This is a genomic window from Corynebacterium sp. HMSC064E08, from assembly GCF_001811805.1.
GTDB lineage: Bacteria > Actinomycetota > Actinomycetes > Mycobacteriales > Mycobacteriaceae > Corynebacterium > Corynebacterium jeikeium_D.
In genome coordinates this window covers 46,071-59,201 of the sequence record NZ_KV806698.1, presented here as the reverse complement: position 1 = coordinate 59,201, position 13,131 = coordinate 46,071, and the positions used below count along the sequence as shown (strand labels likewise).

Genomic DNA, 13,131 nt, shown 5'->3' with positions numbered 1-13,131 from the left:
GAATGAAACACCGAATCCCCGCCACGCACTTCCTTAAAAGGCCGCGTGCAGCGGGGATTACATCAGCTTTGACGTGGGGTTATGCGTTTCTAGCTAGGCTCTTGAGCTGAATCGGAGTCTTCGCCTTTTCCGCTGTGCGGACTGCCCGGCAGAGTCACTCGCATCAAGGCACCGCCATCATCGGACTCATCGGCAGTAATCGTGCCCCCGTGGCGGACGATGACCGACTTCACAATGGCCAAGCCCAGGCCGGATCCAGGCATCGACCGCGACTGAATGGAACGGTAGAAACGCTCGAAGACCTTGTCTCGATCTTCCTTCGGGATACCTGGCCCCGAGTCCGCCACCGTGAATTCAGCGACAACCTCACTGAGCGGCGTTAGACGAACCCGCACGGTGCCATTTTCTGGCGACCACTTTGCAGCATTGTCCATTAAGTTCAAAACTGCGCGACCAAGACCCGCCGAATCCCCGTAGACATACCACGGAGCTGTCTGCACATCGAAGGTAATATCCGGACGACGACGCTCAACACGCGCCAGCGACGTGGAAATGATTTCGTCGACATCGACATGCTCAATAACCTGTTGCGGGCCATCTTCGCGTGCCAAATCAACCAAGTCACCGACCAACGTCGACAACTCTTCCAACTGTGCGATGACGTCAGCTTCCAGATCCGCGCGATCTTCATCCGAGATTGCCGCTCCCGAACGGGAGGCCATCATCAGCAGTTCAATATTTGTGCGTAACGACGTCAGCGGAGTCTTCAACTCATGACCAGCATCTGCAACCAGCTCCGCTTGCTTAATGCGCGACGCTTGAAGTGCAGCCAACATCTCATTGAAGCTGCGCGTAAAGCGCGCAAGCTCATCATCGCCCTCCACAGGGATTGGGCGCAGCTCGTCGGTTTCCGTCACTCGCTCCGCAGCAATGCGCAGCCGAGTGACCGGGCGCAGACCCGTTGTTGCCACCGTAATACCTGATCCGATTGCGAAGAGGATTCCGATAGCAGAGATACTCAGCAGCACTGCACTGAGCGCTTTCAAGACCGACTGCGTCGAGCTCAGATCCTGTGACAGGATTAGCGTCGCACCGTCTTCGGAGCGGACTGCGTATACGCGACGGCCGTTGTACTCATCGGTGCGAATCGATTCCTGTCGATTCCCCCGCAACACCGCAAGTTCGGGGCCACCAATAGAGATAGAGCCACCGCCTTTGCCCGCCACACTGCCGTGGGCAAAGTACACCGCGTCCAAATCGGGGTTCAGAATCCTGTTCGAGTCCGCTTCAAAGGAGGGGCCAATGGCAAACTCCGAAGCGTACGGTGACATCAGCAGCTTTTCCGCCTGGCTACGGAGGTTACTGTCCACCTCGCGGTATAGCGCTGCCTGCACAGTAAAAAATGCAGCCAGCGTCATCAGCCCCACCGACATCGCCACAATGAGCGCTGTCAGAATAGTCAGCCGCCAACGCAGCGAAGGGATACGCGAGCTCCGCGGCAGGCCGGGAAGCGATTCCCCTGCCATCGTCTCAGTATTCGCGGACTTCTCTTGCTTACCGACGGTACCTTGCCCCGGATTGGCCTCCGTGGCAGAACGCTGATTTGATTGCACGCCACCGCCGGTCGAACGACGACGGCGCAACATCACGGTGCGGTCTCCCGCATCACATAACCGACACCACGAACGGTGTGAATCAGACGCGGCTCTCCCTCTGCCTCCGTCTTGCGACGCAGGTAGCCAATGTAGACCTCCAGCGCATTGCCGGACGTCGGGAAGTCATAGCCCCAGACATCCTCCAAAATGGCGGTACGGGAGAGCACACGCCGCGGGTTGCTCATCAGCAATTCCAGCAGCGCAAATTCTGTACGAGTGAGACTAATGCGACGTTCACCGCGGAAGACTTCACGAGTTTCCGGGTCCAGGGAGAGATCCTCAAACTGCAGAGTTGCGGCATCCTCCATCGCAGGCACTTCCAAAGCAGAACGACGAAGTAGCGAACGGACACGAGCGAGCAGCTCTTCCAATGCGAACGGCTTGGGCAGGTAGTCATCTGCGCCGGCATCAAGACCAGCTACGCGCTCGGAGACCGAATCACGTGCAGTCAACATCATGACCGGCAGATCATCGCCTTCGCTGCGCAGCCGACGGCAAACATCCAGGCCGTCGAGCTTCGGCATCATGACATCCAAAATGGCCAAATCCGGACGATCCTTGGCAATCTTTTCCAAGGCCTCTGCGCCATCCTCGGCGAGCTCGACCGTGTAGCCATTAAAAGTCAACGATCGCCGCAACGCTTCGCGTACCGCTTGATCGTCATCAACTACCAAAATCTTCATACTGCCCATTGTGCCTTGAAAATATAAGGCGAGTGTAAATGTGACACAGATTCTTCGTGAGAGTGCTCCCATAAAACTCGGCCATACAACTGAAAAACCTCACCCCATCGCCAAGTACAAGCGATGGGGTGAGGCTTAAAAAGCTCTTTACCAACTGTTCCTTACATACTGAACACACTCTGGGCGCGCGAAGCGCTCGGCGGTCCAGCGAGGAACGTTGTCAGCATCCTAAAAGATGCGCGTTAGAACTTCTCGACGTCAACCAGGCCGAGCTGAACAGCCTTGGCGATGCGACGAGGAACGTTGTAGACGCGGCCGTTTACCTTGACTTCCTGGAGAGCGACGTTGTTGCTCTTCCACTGGGAACGACGAGCGCGGGTGTTAGCACGCGACATGCGACGCTTTGGTACTGCCATTTTCTTATTCCCCTCCTATTCTTAGTTCTTCTTCGCGCGGCGAATGCGGTTACCGTAACGGCGCTGGAACTTCTCGACGCGACCAGCGGTGTCCATGACACGCTGAGCACCGGTCCAGAACGGGTGCGACTCGCTGGTGACGTCAACGACGATCAGCGGGTACTCGTTACCGTCTTCCCACTCGACAGTGCGGTCGGAGGTGGCGGTGGAACGGGTAAGGAAAGAGTGACCCGTGCCTGCGTCCTTGAAAACCACCGGGTGGTAATCAGGATGGATGTCCTTCTTCATTAATTCTCGTTTCCCTCAGGATTGAACTTCAGGTCGCTTTCCCCCAGCTAAGAGTGAGAGAATCGTGCCTGAGTTGGGTACGAACACGACTTACAATGACACGCACCGGGTCAATATTTCTATAAACCGGCATGTGACACTCGATGGAATATTACAGGCTCGAGCCCGAAAATTAAAAAAGGGCCCTGCACTAACGCCCGTCGACAAGCACGAACTCTATGACGACACTCGAGAGTCGCACCGAGAAAACCACAGTGGAACAGCGATTAGGTTATCCCGCAACTCGTGTGTAAACTGTTCTCTCGCTGTTGTCTAGTTATTCGTTTACGCGCTCAGCGTCGAGTGTCAGTGGGCAGCGCCCCGGAAAAGGCCAGGTGGATTCCTCGGTTATTCAATAGTCCGGCGTGGCGCACCAGTGATGTCGGCATTGGGCGGCAAGGAAGCAAAGGAATCCCTATGTCGGCGATTTGCCAGGTTACGGGACGCAAGCCGTCTTTCGGCAAGACCGTGTCCCACTCCCACCGGCGCACGTCGCGCCGTTGGAACCCCAACGTGCAGCGTAAGAAGTTCTACCTCGCCTCTGAGGGGCGTCACATCACTCTGAATGTGTCCCCGAAGGGTCTGAAGACCATCGACAAGTACGGTATCGAGGCTGTTGTTGCTCAGATTCGTGCACGTGGGGAGAAGATCTAAAAAATGGCACGTAATGACATTCGTCCAATCATCAAGCTGAAGTCCACTGCGGGCACCGGTTACACCTACGTGACCCGTAAGAACAAGCGCAATACCCCGGACCGTATCACCATTAAGAAGTACGATCCGGTTGTCCGCAAGCACGTCGAATTCCGCGAGGAGCGCTAATTCATGGCTAAGAAGTCCAAGATTGCCAAGAACGAGCAGCGCAAGGAAATCGTCGCTCGTTATGCAGAACGTCGCGCTGAACTGAAGCGCATCATCAAGTCCCCGCACTCCACTGACGAAGAGCGCATGGACGCACAGTACGAGCTGAACCGTCAGCCGCGTGACGCGTCCCCGATTCGCGTCCGCAACCGTGACGCTGCAGATGGTCGCCCGCGCGGCTACCTCCGCAAGTTCGGTCTGTCCCGTGTCCGCGTTCGTGAGATGGCCCACCGTGGCGAACTCCCGGGCGTCCGTAAGTCCAGCTGGTAAGTCGAGGAGCACCAATGAAGCGCAATCACTCTAACAAGAAGGCGCGGATGGAGCAGTCCCGCCGCCCGAAGAAGAACCCGCTCAAGGCCGCAGGCGTTGAGAAGGTTGATTACAAGGACATTAACCTGCTCCGCCAGTTCATCTCTGACCGTGGCAAGATTCGTTCCCGCCGCGTCACCGGTCTGACTCCGCAGCAGCAGCGCCAGGTCGCTACCGCTGTGAAGAACGCCCGCGAGATGGCACTCCTGCCGTTCACCAGCCGCTAAAGATGGCTGGTCGGCGGGAGCCGATCATTCGAACACCCGCCGAAAGGCCTTATTTACGCGCTGGCCGCATGACGATACATGCGATAACAGCGTAAAACGGACTCAGTCCTTCCCCACCGAGGGGATTGGATTGGGTCCGTTTTTTATTGTCTAAAATATGCACTTATGCCCGCTCTCACCGAAATATTCACCGGCTTTGGTTCCGTCGCAGTACTGATCATTGTTGGCTGGTTGTTTGGGCGCAGTGAGATCGTCGATAAGCGGGCATCTTTTACCCTGAACATGGTCGTGTTCTGGATCGCGATGCCGTGCATGCTCGCGCACACTCTCGCAACGGCGGATTCGGCGAGCATCTTCGGTTCGGCGTTTGGTGTCGCGGCACTGTCGGCGCTTGGCACGGCGGCGTTCTACCGGATTTTTGTGGCGCCCATGTTCAAACAGCGCGGCGCCGATGCAGTGGTCGGCGCGATGTCGTCGAGTTACAACAACGTCGCTAATCTCGGCGTGCCGATCGCTGTCGCAGTGCTTCACGACGCTACCGCCGTCGTCCCTGCCCTTATCTTTCAGATTGCCTTCTATGCGCCCGCTTCCATGACCGTGCTGAAAATCCTCACTAACCGCGGTCATTTCCGACCGCGCAATGTCATCATGGCACCGCTGAAGAACCCTATTTTTCTGGCGGCGGTGGCGGGGCTTGCGATTAATGCGTTTGCTATCGACGTACCTCAGTTCGTAGCGCATCCAGTGGGGCTATTGGGGCAGGCCGCGGTGCCAATGGCACTTCTGGCCTTCGGTATCAGCCTGCATGGCATGCCTTTTATGGAAGCCGGCCGCTCCCCTCGTCGCGCTGTCGTGGTGGCGTCTACGCTGAAGCTTTTCCTCCACCCCGCGCTCGCTCTACTGTTCGGCCATTTCGTCTTCGGTCTCAGCGGGCATGCGCTGCTGGCAGCTGTGATTATCGCCGGCCTGCCGACAGCCCAAAACGTCTACACCTTCGCCTCCCGCTTCGGCCGGAACCTTGAGCAGGCGCGCGACTGCGGCGTGATTACAACAATCGCCTGCTTGCCGACGGTCCTGTTGTTCACCCTGCTGTTGAGTTAGGGGACTCTTCCCGACGGCCTGGAGAGAATCTCGTTACCCTTGGAGGCGTGGAGATTCTGAAGACACTTCTCGAGGCCGACCCGTCCGTGCCTCGTTTGACCTGTTATGACGAAACTACCGGCGGTCGTACCGATTTATCGGCTCAAACCCTGGACAACTGGGCCAGCAAGATCGCCAACATGCTGCACGATGAGTTCGATCTCGTCGCCGGAGACCAAGCATGGATTGACCTGCCATTGATTTGGCAGTCCGCCTGCATCATCCTGGGCTGCGAGCGTGCTGGTGTCACAGTTAGCGACGAGGAGCCTCTGGTCGTTTTCACCACGGTCGCCAATGTCAGCACGTGGGAGGAGAAGTTTCCGGACGCCTATATCGCAGTGCTTACCGACGATCCCTTTGGCCGCGGTGTCGTGGAATGCGGTGATGATATTCCACCGGGAGTCATTGACTTTGGTCCGGAAGTTCGTTTCCACCCAGACGCATATCTAGGCGCAGGCCCGGACTCCGACCAAACCCCCGTTATTGGGGAGAAGTCGGCTGCAGAACTGCTTTCATCTGCTGGCGATTATGCGGACGAGATGCAGCTCACGACCGGTTCCCGCGTCGTCTCCGACGGCTGGCTGGTGCCTGATTCTTCACAGGTCACCGCAGATAAATGGGCACGTAATGTGCTGTCGGCTTGGGTTCGTGGAGGTGCTGCCGTCGTCGTGCGCGGTGGCGATAGCGAGCGTGTCACTGCTATTTCTACGGCCGAAAAAGCCCGTGTGATTTAGTCGCAGCTGTCCCGTCGAGAAGCGCTCTAAGTAGTCGCGATAACCTGGAAACCGTGATTACCCGACCATATATTCTTGCGATTCTCGCCCTCATCAACGTCTTGGGCGCACTGGCTGTATGGGATTTGAGCCCGTGGTGGTGGATTCTGATGGCCTTCATCCTCTTCCTGGATGTTGTGGCTATCTATGACATGCTTCAAAAGAAGCACTCCATCTTGCGGAACTTCCCGGTCATCGGCCATCTGCGCTACATGGGTGAGACCATTCGCCCTGAGATGCAGCAGTACTTCATCGAGCGCAACTTCGACGGCGCTCCGTTCGACCGCGATACTCGTACCGTGGTCTACGAGCGTGCGAAGGGGCTGTCCTCGAAGAAGTCATTCGGTACTGAGCGAAAGATTAATGCGCCCGGCTACGAGTACGTCCGCCACTCGATGGCGCCGAGCCAGCACGTCATCGAGGATCCGCGCGTAGATATTGGCGGCCCGGACTGCGCCCAGCCGTACTCAGCGTCTATCTTCAACATCTCAGCCATGAGTTTTGGCTCTCTGTCCCCTAACGCTGTCATGGCAATGAATAAGGGCGCGAAGCTGGGCAACTTCGTACAGGACACCGGCGAGGGTGCTATCAGCCCTTACCATTTGAGGTATGGTGCCGACCTCTATTGGCAGCTGGGTTCCGGTTACTTCGGTGCGCGTACCGAGGATGGCGACTTCGATCCGGAGCTCTTCCGTGAAAAGGCTAAGATTCCGCAGGTCAAGGCAACCTATCTGAAGGTTAGCCAGGGCGCAAAGCCGGGACTCGGCGGCATGCTGCCAGGTCACAAGGTCAATGAGGAAATCGCGGCTACTCGCCACGTACCAGTTGGCAAGGGTGTGATGAGCCCGCCGTACCACCGCGTCTACTCCACCCCACGTGAACTTGTTCGGTTTATGGGCACCATGCGCGAGCTCAACGGTGGCAAGCCGGTCGGTTTCAAGCTGTGTGTTGGCTCCCAGCTTGAGTTCCTCGCCGTATGCAAGGCCATGCTGGAAGAGAACATCACCCCGGACTTCATCATCGTCGACGGCGCTGAAGGCGGCACCGGCGCTGCACCGCTGGAATACTCCGACCGCGTTGGCCTGCCGCTTACCGACGGCCTGATTCTCGTCCATAACGCGCTCGTAGGTGCCGGCCTGCGAGATCGCATTAAGCTCGGTGCGTCCGGCAAGGTCATTACTGGCTTCGATATTGTGAAGCGCATGTGCATCGGTGCTGACTTTGTGAACTCGGCTCGCGGCATGATGATGGCCACCGGCTGTATCCAATCTCAGCTATGTCATACAAACACCTGCCCGGTGGGTGTGGCTACCCAGGATCCGAGCCTGTGGAAGGCCCTGGATGTCGACGACAAGGGTCAGCGTGTGGCCAACTATCACAATGCCACGGTCGCGGAAGCAGCTAGCCTATTGGCATCGATGGGCCTGAATAGCTTCTCTGAGCTGGGGCCGTCCCACCTGCTGCGGCGCACCAATGAGCAGGTCGGTGAGACCTACGCGGAGCTCTACAACTGGCTGCAGCCAGGCGAGCTGCTTAGCGGAACTCGCTTCCACAACTGGGCCGAAGCCTGGGAGACCGCCGACCCGGACACGTTCCACTACCCCGCGGTTCATATGCGCCGGTAGTTCGGGGCTGGTTGCGCGCCCTACTCGCCCATCAGCTTCTTGCGCAGGCGCTCGTCCTTCGCCAGAACTTCATCGCGCATGTTGGCCTGGTAGTTCTCCATCGCCACAATGAGCTCCGGGTAACCGGCCGAGAGAATACGCACAGCCAGCAGGCCAGCGTTCTTAGCGCCGCCCACACCGACGGTTGCCACCGGAACGCCGCCCGGCATCTGAACGATTGACAGCAGGGAATCGACACCCTCCAGGTTCTCCAACGCGCGTGGCACGCCGATAACCGGCAGCGGAGTGGCAGACGCCACCATGCCCGGTAGGTGCGCAGCACCACCGGCACCAGCGATAATGCAGCGCAGGCCCTTGTCAGCGGCCGACTTTGCGTAGTCAATCATGCGTTCCGGAGTGCGGTGCGCAGAGACCACGCCTACCTCAAACGGAATTCCGAACTCAGCCAGCACTTCAGCTGCCGGCTCCATGGTCGGCCAATCCGAGTCCGACCCCATAATCAGGCCAACCAACGGACCGGTTGCGTTGGCCAGCTTCGGGCTTGCCACCTGGTTTGCTTCAGCCAATGTTGCCTCCTTGAGATAGCAATCTAGTTTTTAACAGCGCTGGTTTTATGCCGTGTAGCCGTCTGCCCACACACCATCAACGATGTAGTCGGCAGCCAAGTTGGCAATTCGACGGGTCTCCGCGATGCCTTCCGGGCTCGCGTCATAACCACACAGGTTGACGTGACCCAGCTTACGTCCTGGGCGCCAATCCTTGCCGTACCAGTGAATCTTCACCGATGGGAAGCGGCGCCATACCTCAGCAAAGCGCTGCGAGATCGGCACGTCCGAGGCCTCATCGCCACCGAGCGTATTGACCATTACCGTCACCGGCGCAGTCGGGCGAGTGGAACCCAGTGGCATGTCAGCAACTGCACGCAGGTGCTGCTCAAACTGGCTGGTCTCACAGCCGTCCTGCGACCAGTGACCAGTATTGTGTGGCCGCATGGCCAACTCGTTGACAAAAATCTCCGGATTGCCGTCAGCATCGACGGTTTCGAACAGCTCGACTGCCAGCGCGCCGGTTACTCCCAGCTCGGAAGCGATAGCCACACTGAGCTTTTCGGCCGCGCTCGCAAGCTCGTCGGAAAGCCCTGGTGCCGGGCAGATTGCCTCAACACAGATGCCGTCACGCTGCACAGACTCGAGGACCGGCCAGGCATTGACCTCACCCGACGGTGTGCGCGCACACATGGCTGACAACTCACGAACCAGCGCGACCTTCCGCTCGGCCATCAGCGGCACGTCCTTGCCCAACAGTTCGTCGACAAGCGCGCGCAGATCCTCGCGGTCCTTCGGGAACCACACGCCGTGACCGTCGTAACCGCCACGTCGGGCCTTCAGGCAGACGGCGCCGTCAACGCGGTCGAAGAAAGCTTCGGCATCCTGGACGGACTCAATAGCAGCGTAGGCAGGTACCGGAGCGCCCAGTTCCTCCAGGCGCTGGCGCATCAGCAGCTTATCCTGCGCGTACAGCAACGCCGACGGCTGGGGCTGAACCGAGTAGCCCATCTCGGTCAGCTTGTTGAGGAATTCGGTGGGAACGTGCTCATGGTCGAAAGTCACGGCCTGCGCACCGGCGACAGCGCGTTCAACATCTTCCCAGACGTGGTAGTCGCCGATGATAACGTCCGCACACACCTGCGCCGCGGAAGCATCCGGCGAACCGGCGAGCAAACGGATGGACTGTCCCAGCTCAATGGCCTCAGTCTGCATCATGCGAGCCAGCTGACCGTCACCAATCACCGCCACCACCGGCACGCCATCAGCATGCGCGGGATGCTGCGCCGCGGTTAGCGCTGCAGCGGAATCAGAAGTGGAATTAGTGGGGTTTTCAGGGGTATCCGAAGCAATCACACCCCTGATTGTAGGTTATGACCCAAAAATCTAAGTCAACCGGGAGACCAACTTAGCCACCTTGCGGGAGCTGGGAATATCTTCCACAGCCAGCGGCGGGCCGAAACTGCGGGTGTGCAGATACAGCACGCCGCCCTTGCGATTGACCGCACGTACCGAACGCAAATCAATCGAGACCACCTGCGGGCGCAGAATGCCACGGCGCAGAATAATTCGCCTATCAGTCAGTACAAACCGCTCCCCCAGCCAACTTAGTACCGGACGAACGACGCGCCAGAGAATAAGCCCCAGCCACGCGAAGAGCAGCAGCTGACGCACACCTTGCAAATCTCCCGGAGCAATCGCAGGGCCGTCGATAAACCCAATCAGTAACCAGCAGACGCCGGTGATAACCATGAGTTCCAAGAGCGGCCACACCAGCCGACCAAAAGTTGGATTGGTGTCCAGCAGAATTGCCTCGCGCGTGTCCAACTCATCATCGGGAAAGGCCATACAGCACTACCCCCGCTCCGAATCAGCCTGCGGGGACGCATAGCCGCCGTCAGTGGCGCGAACATGGAACACGTCACCGGCCGCAACAAAGTGACTTGTGCCAGCTTCGTCGGTGACGATCAATTCGCCGTCGGCACGCACGCCAACCGCCTTGCCCACCAGCACGCGGTCTCCCGGCAACTCCACGCGCACGTTCGATCCGATGGTCGCGCACACCGCCTCGTAGTCCCGCAGCAGCTCAGCATCGCCCTTTCGCCACTGTGCTTGACGACGTCCCAGCGCCCGCAGCACACCAGCGGAGATGTCATCGCGGTCGAGGTTTTCCGCTCCCGCCAGGTATAGCGAAATGGCGTGTGGCACCGGCAACTCATCTTCCTGCAGGGAAACGTTGATGCCGATTCCCGGAATGAGAATTGGCGGTGTCAGCGACGCGGCCTCCACCAGAATTCCGCAGAGCTTACGACCGTCAACCAGGACATCATTCGGCCACTTCAGGGAAACGCGCTCAGGCGCCAGTCCTGCAACTTCCACCACAGTATCGACGACTGCGAGGCCCGCGACTAACGGCAACAGACCCAGTTGCTCGGGTGCGAGCCCTTCCGGGCGCAGCACTGCGCTGAGTGCAATGGACGCACCCTTCGGGGCCGTCCAACTACGGCTCAGTCGACCGCGACCTGCGGTCTGTTCCGAGGCGATAAGCGCACTGAGATCTGCCGCCTGCCCCAGTGCCGCCTGTTGCCGAAGATCGGCATTGGTCGAACCAGTGGTTTCGACAACCTCAATGGAACTCCAGCCCGGCGCGGCTGCGCGCACACGCGTGGCGTCAAGAGGCTTGCGGGAAGCAACAATTCTGGGGTCGGTCATGCACAGCAGTCTAGCGTCATGGCCGGATTCACTGAGTCGTGGCCTTTCTCAAGAGCTCGACAGCGTGAGAATCATCACAGCTCGCCTGCTTTACTATTTTCCTTCCCAAACACTACATTCCATAACATGACTATTTCCTCACGTTTGGCGGCGGAGCAACACACCACCGCTTTTCTCAATGAAGACCTTTTACGCCGACGCACTGCTGCACTGACTCCGATGGGGTCGCGAGGCTACGACAAGCTCAAACTGACTGAGCGAATGAATGCCCGCGAGCGCATTGACTACCTGCTGGACGAAGGGTCTTTTGTCGAATTCGATGCACTAGCCCGCCACCGCACTACCGCATTTGGAATGGAAGCCAAACGCCCCGTGACCGACGGAATCATCACCGGCTGGGGAACCATAGACGGCCGTGAGGTCTGCATCTTCTCTCAGGACGGCACAATCTTCGGTGGTGCACTCGGAGAGGTCTACGGCGAAAAGATGGTCAAGATTCAGGAACTTGCCATCACTACCGGCCGCCCCCTTATTGGCATGTACGAAGGCGCCGGCGCCCGTATCCAAGATGGCGCAGTCTCACTGGACTTTATTGCCCAGACGTTCCACCACAACGTTCGCGCCAGCGGCGTCATTCCGCAGATTTCAGTCATTTTTGGTGCCTGTGCGGGCGGAAATGCCTACTCCCCAGCACTGACGGACTTCGTTGTCATGGTGGAGGAAAACTCCCGTATGTTCGTCACCGGCCCTGACGTAATCGAAACAGTCACAGGCGAAAAAATCAGCCAGCACGAGCTCGGCGGCGCCGACACCCATATGGAGATCGCCGGAAACTCCCACTACACCGCCACTAGCGAGCAGGATGGACTCGACTGGGTCTGCGATTTGCTGGACTACCTCCCCAACAACACAACCTCCCCCGCGCCCAGCTGGGATTCCGATGCCAGTGACGAAATCACCGACACCGATCGCACCCTCGACAGTCTCATTCCCGACAGCCCATCCACGCCGTACGACGTGCATGAAGTCATCTACGCGCTTTGTGACGATGCGGAGTTCCTGGAAATCCAGGAAAACCGGGCAGCCAATGTCGTGATTGGCCTTGGCCGTCTCAACGGTCAATCTGTTGGGTTTGTCGCTAATCAGCCCATGGAATTCGCGGGCTGCCTAGATATCGATGCAGCGGAGAAGGCCGCGCGATTCGTCCGAACCTGCGATTGTTTCAACATTCCACTCGTCTTTCTCGTAGACGTACCCGGCTTTCTCCCCGGTTCAAATCAAGAACACCAGGGAATTCTGCGCCGTGGCGCCAAATTGCTCTATGCCTATGCAGAAGCAACCGTTCCTAAAATCACCGTCACCATGCGCAAAGCCTATGGCGGCGCGTATTGCGTGATGGGATCAAAGGGGCTCGGCGCGGATGTAAATCTGGCTTGGCCGACGGCACAGATCGCCGTGATGGGCGCCTCTGGCGCAGTACGCTTCCTCCATCGTGCCGAGATTCGAACCGCTACCGAAGCAGCTCTCGCAGCAGATCCAGCGGCCGATAGATTTGGCACTCCCGAGAGTGTGAAAGAACTCATTGCTGAACTGGAAATGGGATACGAGCAACACATGCTCACGCCTTATCGTGCCGCCGAACGGGGGTTAATTGATGAAGTCATCCTCCCCTCCGAGACACGAACTCGGGTGATAAAAAATCTGCGCCTGCTAACTTCAAAGAAAGTACCGTGGCCTGCGCGCAAGCACGGCAATATTCCACTGTAAGAGCAGGCTTTTTGCTGTACAACGAGCTAGCCATTACCCCTACTTTTGTTAACAGCGATTGCCCCCAACTACCTCCCCCCGTTTTCGAAAC

At 58.3% G+C, this 13,131-nt stretch carries 16 protein-coding genes; 8 read left to right on the top strand and 8 right to left on the bottom strand.

Annotated features, from left to right (window positions below; all coding sequences use genetic code 11):
* Window positions 1-89 precede the first annotated feature (89 nt).
* The 4 genes from HMPREF2820_RS03475 to HMPREF2820_RS03460 form a co-directional block, all read right to left on the bottom strand.
* The gene (locus HMPREF2820_RS03475; RefSeq protein ID WP_048733614.1) at window positions 90-1,646 is read right to left on the bottom strand and encodes a sensor histidine kinase; all 1,557 of its coding nucleotides are present in this window, start codon (window positions 1,644-1,646) and stop codon (window positions 90-92) included.
* A complete protein-coding gene (locus tag HMPREF2820_RS03470; protein ID WP_005511429.1) occupies window positions 1,646-2,338 on the bottom strand; it encodes a response regulator transcription factor in 693 nt (230 codons plus the stop codon). Before HMPREF2820_RS03470 ends, HMPREF2820_RS03475 begins: the two co-directional genes overlap by 1 nt.
* Window positions 2,339-2,580: 242 nt before the next feature.
* A complete protein-coding gene (gene rpmF / locus HMPREF2820_RS03465) occupies window positions 2,581-2,754 on the bottom strand; it encodes a 50S ribosomal protein L32 (RefSeq protein ID WP_005511439.1) in 174 nt (57 codons plus the stop codon).
* A 21-nt stretch (window positions 2,755-2,775) separates the two neighbouring features.
* Entirely contained in the window at window positions 2,776-3,042 is a 267-nt protein-coding gene (locus tag HMPREF2820_RS03460) for a type B 50S ribosomal protein L31 (protein WP_005511390.1), read from the bottom strand.
* Between the two features lie 456 nt (window positions 3,043-3,498).
* On the opposite strand from HMPREF2820_RS03460, the gene rpmB reads away from it, so the two are divergent.
* The 7 genes from rpmB (at window position 3,499) to HMPREF2820_RS03425 (ending at window position 8,016) form a co-directional block, all read left to right on the top strand.
* Window positions 3,499-3,735, top strand: coding sequence for a 50S ribosomal protein L28 (rpmB, locus tag HMPREF2820_RS03455; RefSeq protein ID WP_016423274.1), 237 nt, complete (start codon window positions 3,499-3,501; stop codon window positions 3,733-3,735).
* Between the two features lie 3 nt (window positions 3,736-3,738).
* Window positions 3,739-3,903, top strand: a complete 165-nt coding sequence (gene rpmG / locus HMPREF2820_RS03450) for a 50S ribosomal protein L33 (RefSeq protein ID WP_005511413.1) — start codon at window positions 3,739-3,741, stop codon at window positions 3,901-3,903.
* A gap of 3 nt (window positions 3,904-3,906) precedes the next feature.
* The gene (rpsN, locus tag HMPREF2820_RS03445; RefSeq protein WP_005511414.1) at window positions 3,907-4,212 is read left to right on the top strand and encodes a 30S ribosomal protein S14; all 306 of its coding nucleotides are present in this window, start codon (window positions 3,907-3,909) and stop codon (window positions 4,210-4,212) included.
* A gap of 14 nt (window positions 4,213-4,226) precedes the next feature.
* Window positions 4,227-4,478, top strand: a complete 252-nt coding sequence (rpsR, locus tag HMPREF2820_RS03440; RefSeq protein ID WP_005511410.1) for a 30S ribosomal protein S18 — start codon at window positions 4,227-4,229, stop codon at window positions 4,476-4,478.
* A 165-nt stretch (window positions 4,479-4,643) separates the two neighbouring features.
* Window positions 4,644-5,579 carry an AEC family transporter gene (locus HMPREF2820_RS03435; protein WP_070602786.1) on the top strand — a complete coding sequence of 312 codons (936 nt, stop codon included), beginning with the start codon at window positions 4,644-4,646 and terminating at the stop codon, window positions 5,577-5,579.
* Between the two features lie 47 nt (window positions 5,580-5,626).
* On the top strand, window positions 5,627-6,352 hold the full coding sequence (locus HMPREF2820_RS03430; protein ID WP_069359646.1) for a TIGR03089 family protein: 726 nt from the start codon (window positions 5,627-5,629) through the stop codon (window positions 6,350-6,352).
* A gap of 53 nt (window positions 6,353-6,405) precedes the next feature.
* A complete protein-coding gene (locus HMPREF2820_RS03425) occupies window positions 6,406-8,016 on the top strand; it encodes an FMN-binding glutamate synthase family protein (protein WP_069359647.1) in 1,611 nt (536 codons plus the stop codon).
* Window positions 8,017-8,036: 20 nt separating this feature from the next.
* Here HMPREF2820_RS03425 and purE read toward each other — a convergent pair whose 3' ends face one another.
* The 4 genes from purE to HMPREF2820_RS03405 all read right to left on the bottom strand — a co-directional run bounded on the left by purE (window position 8,037) and on the right by HMPREF2820_RS03405 (window position 11,273).
* Window positions 8,037-8,513 carry a 5-(carboxyamino)imidazole ribonucleotide mutase gene (gene purE, locus HMPREF2820_RS03420; protein ID WP_042389458.1) on the bottom strand — a complete coding sequence of 159 codons (477 nt, stop codon included), beginning with the start codon at window positions 8,511-8,513 and terminating at the stop codon, window positions 8,037-8,039.
* 114 nt (window positions 8,514-8,627) lie between these two features.
* Complete coding sequence (locus HMPREF2820_RS03415) at window positions 8,628-9,917, bottom strand: 5-(carboxyamino)imidazole ribonucleotide synthase (protein WP_083229266.1); 1,290 nt, start codon at window positions 9,915-9,917, stop codon at window positions 8,628-8,630.
* Between the two features lie 30 nt (window positions 9,918-9,947).
* Window positions 9,948-10,409 carry a YdbT family protein gene (locus tag HMPREF2820_RS03410; RefSeq protein WP_069359648.1) on the bottom strand — a complete coding sequence of 154 codons (462 nt, stop codon included), beginning with the start codon at window positions 10,407-10,409 and terminating at the stop codon, window positions 9,948-9,950.
* Window positions 10,410-10,415: 6 nt separating this feature from the next.
* The gene (locus tag HMPREF2820_RS03405; protein ID WP_048733626.1) at window positions 10,416-11,273 is read right to left on the bottom strand and encodes a biotin--[acetyl-CoA-carboxylase] ligase; all 858 of its coding nucleotides are present in this window, start codon (window positions 11,271-11,273) and stop codon (window positions 10,416-10,418) included.
* 126 nt (window positions 11,274-11,399) lie between these two features.
* Here HMPREF2820_RS03405 and HMPREF2820_RS03400 point away from each other — a divergent pair, with 126 nt between their 5' ends.
* On the top strand, window positions 11,400-13,040 hold the full coding sequence (locus HMPREF2820_RS03400) for an acyl-CoA carboxylase subunit beta (RefSeq protein ID WP_070565954.1): 1,641 nt from the start codon (window positions 11,400-11,402) through the stop codon (window positions 13,038-13,040).
* Window positions 13,041-13,131: the final 91 nt, after the last annotated feature.

What these genes read in the sequence shown, in the direction of transcription:
- purE (WP_042389458.1), bottom strand. Translation starts at nt 8,513, where the DNA reads ATGGGGTCGGACTCGGATTGGCCGACCATGGAGCCGGCAGCTGAAGTG.
- rpmB (WP_016423274.1), top strand. Translation starts at nt 3,499, where the DNA reads ATGTCGGCGATTTGCCAGGTTACGGGACGCAAGCCGTCTTTCGGCAAG.
- HMPREF2820_RS03435 (WP_070602786.1), top strand. Translation starts at nt 4,644, where the DNA reads ATGCCCGCTCTCACCGAAATATTCACCGGCTTTGGTTCCGTCGCAGTA.
- rpsR (WP_005511410.1), top strand. Translation starts at nt 4,227, where the DNA reads ATGAAGCGCAATCACTCTAACAAGAAGGCGCGGATGGAGCAGTCCCGC.
- HMPREF2820_RS03400 (WP_070565954.1), top strand. Translation starts at nt 11,400, where the DNA reads ATGACTATTTCCTCACGTTTGGCGGCGGAGCAACACACCACCGCTTTT.
- HMPREF2820_RS03475 (WP_048733614.1), bottom strand. Translation starts at nt 1,646, where the DNA reads ATGTTGCGCCGTCGTCGTTCGACCGGCGGTGGCGTGCAATCAAATCAG.
- rpsN (WP_005511414.1), top strand. Translation starts at nt 3,907, where the DNA reads ATGGCTAAGAAGTCCAAGATTGCCAAGAACGAGCAGCGCAAGGAAATC.
- HMPREF2820_RS03405 (WP_048733626.1), bottom strand. Translation starts at nt 11,273, where the DNA reads ATGACCGACCCCAGAATTGTTGCTTCCCGCAAGCCTCTTGACGCCACG.
- rpmF (WP_005511439.1), bottom strand. Translation starts at nt 2,754, where the DNA reads ATGGCAGTACCAAAGCGTCGCATGTCGCGTGCTAACACCCGCGCTCGT.
- HMPREF2820_RS03470 (WP_005511429.1), bottom strand. Translation starts at nt 2,338, where the DNA reads ATGAAGATTTTGGTAGTTGATGACGATCAAGCGGTACGCGAAGCGTTG.
- HMPREF2820_RS03410 (WP_069359648.1), bottom strand. Translation starts at nt 10,409, where the DNA reads ATGGCCTTTCCCGATGATGAGTTGGACACGCGCGAGGCAATTCTGCTG.
- rpmG (WP_005511413.1), top strand. Translation starts at nt 3,739, where the DNA reads ATGGCACGTAATGACATTCGTCCAATCATCAAGCTGAAGTCCACTGCG.
- HMPREF2820_RS03460 (WP_005511390.1), bottom strand. Translation starts at nt 3,042, where the DNA reads ATGAAGAAGGACATCCATCCTGATTACCACCCGGTGGTTTTCAAGGAC.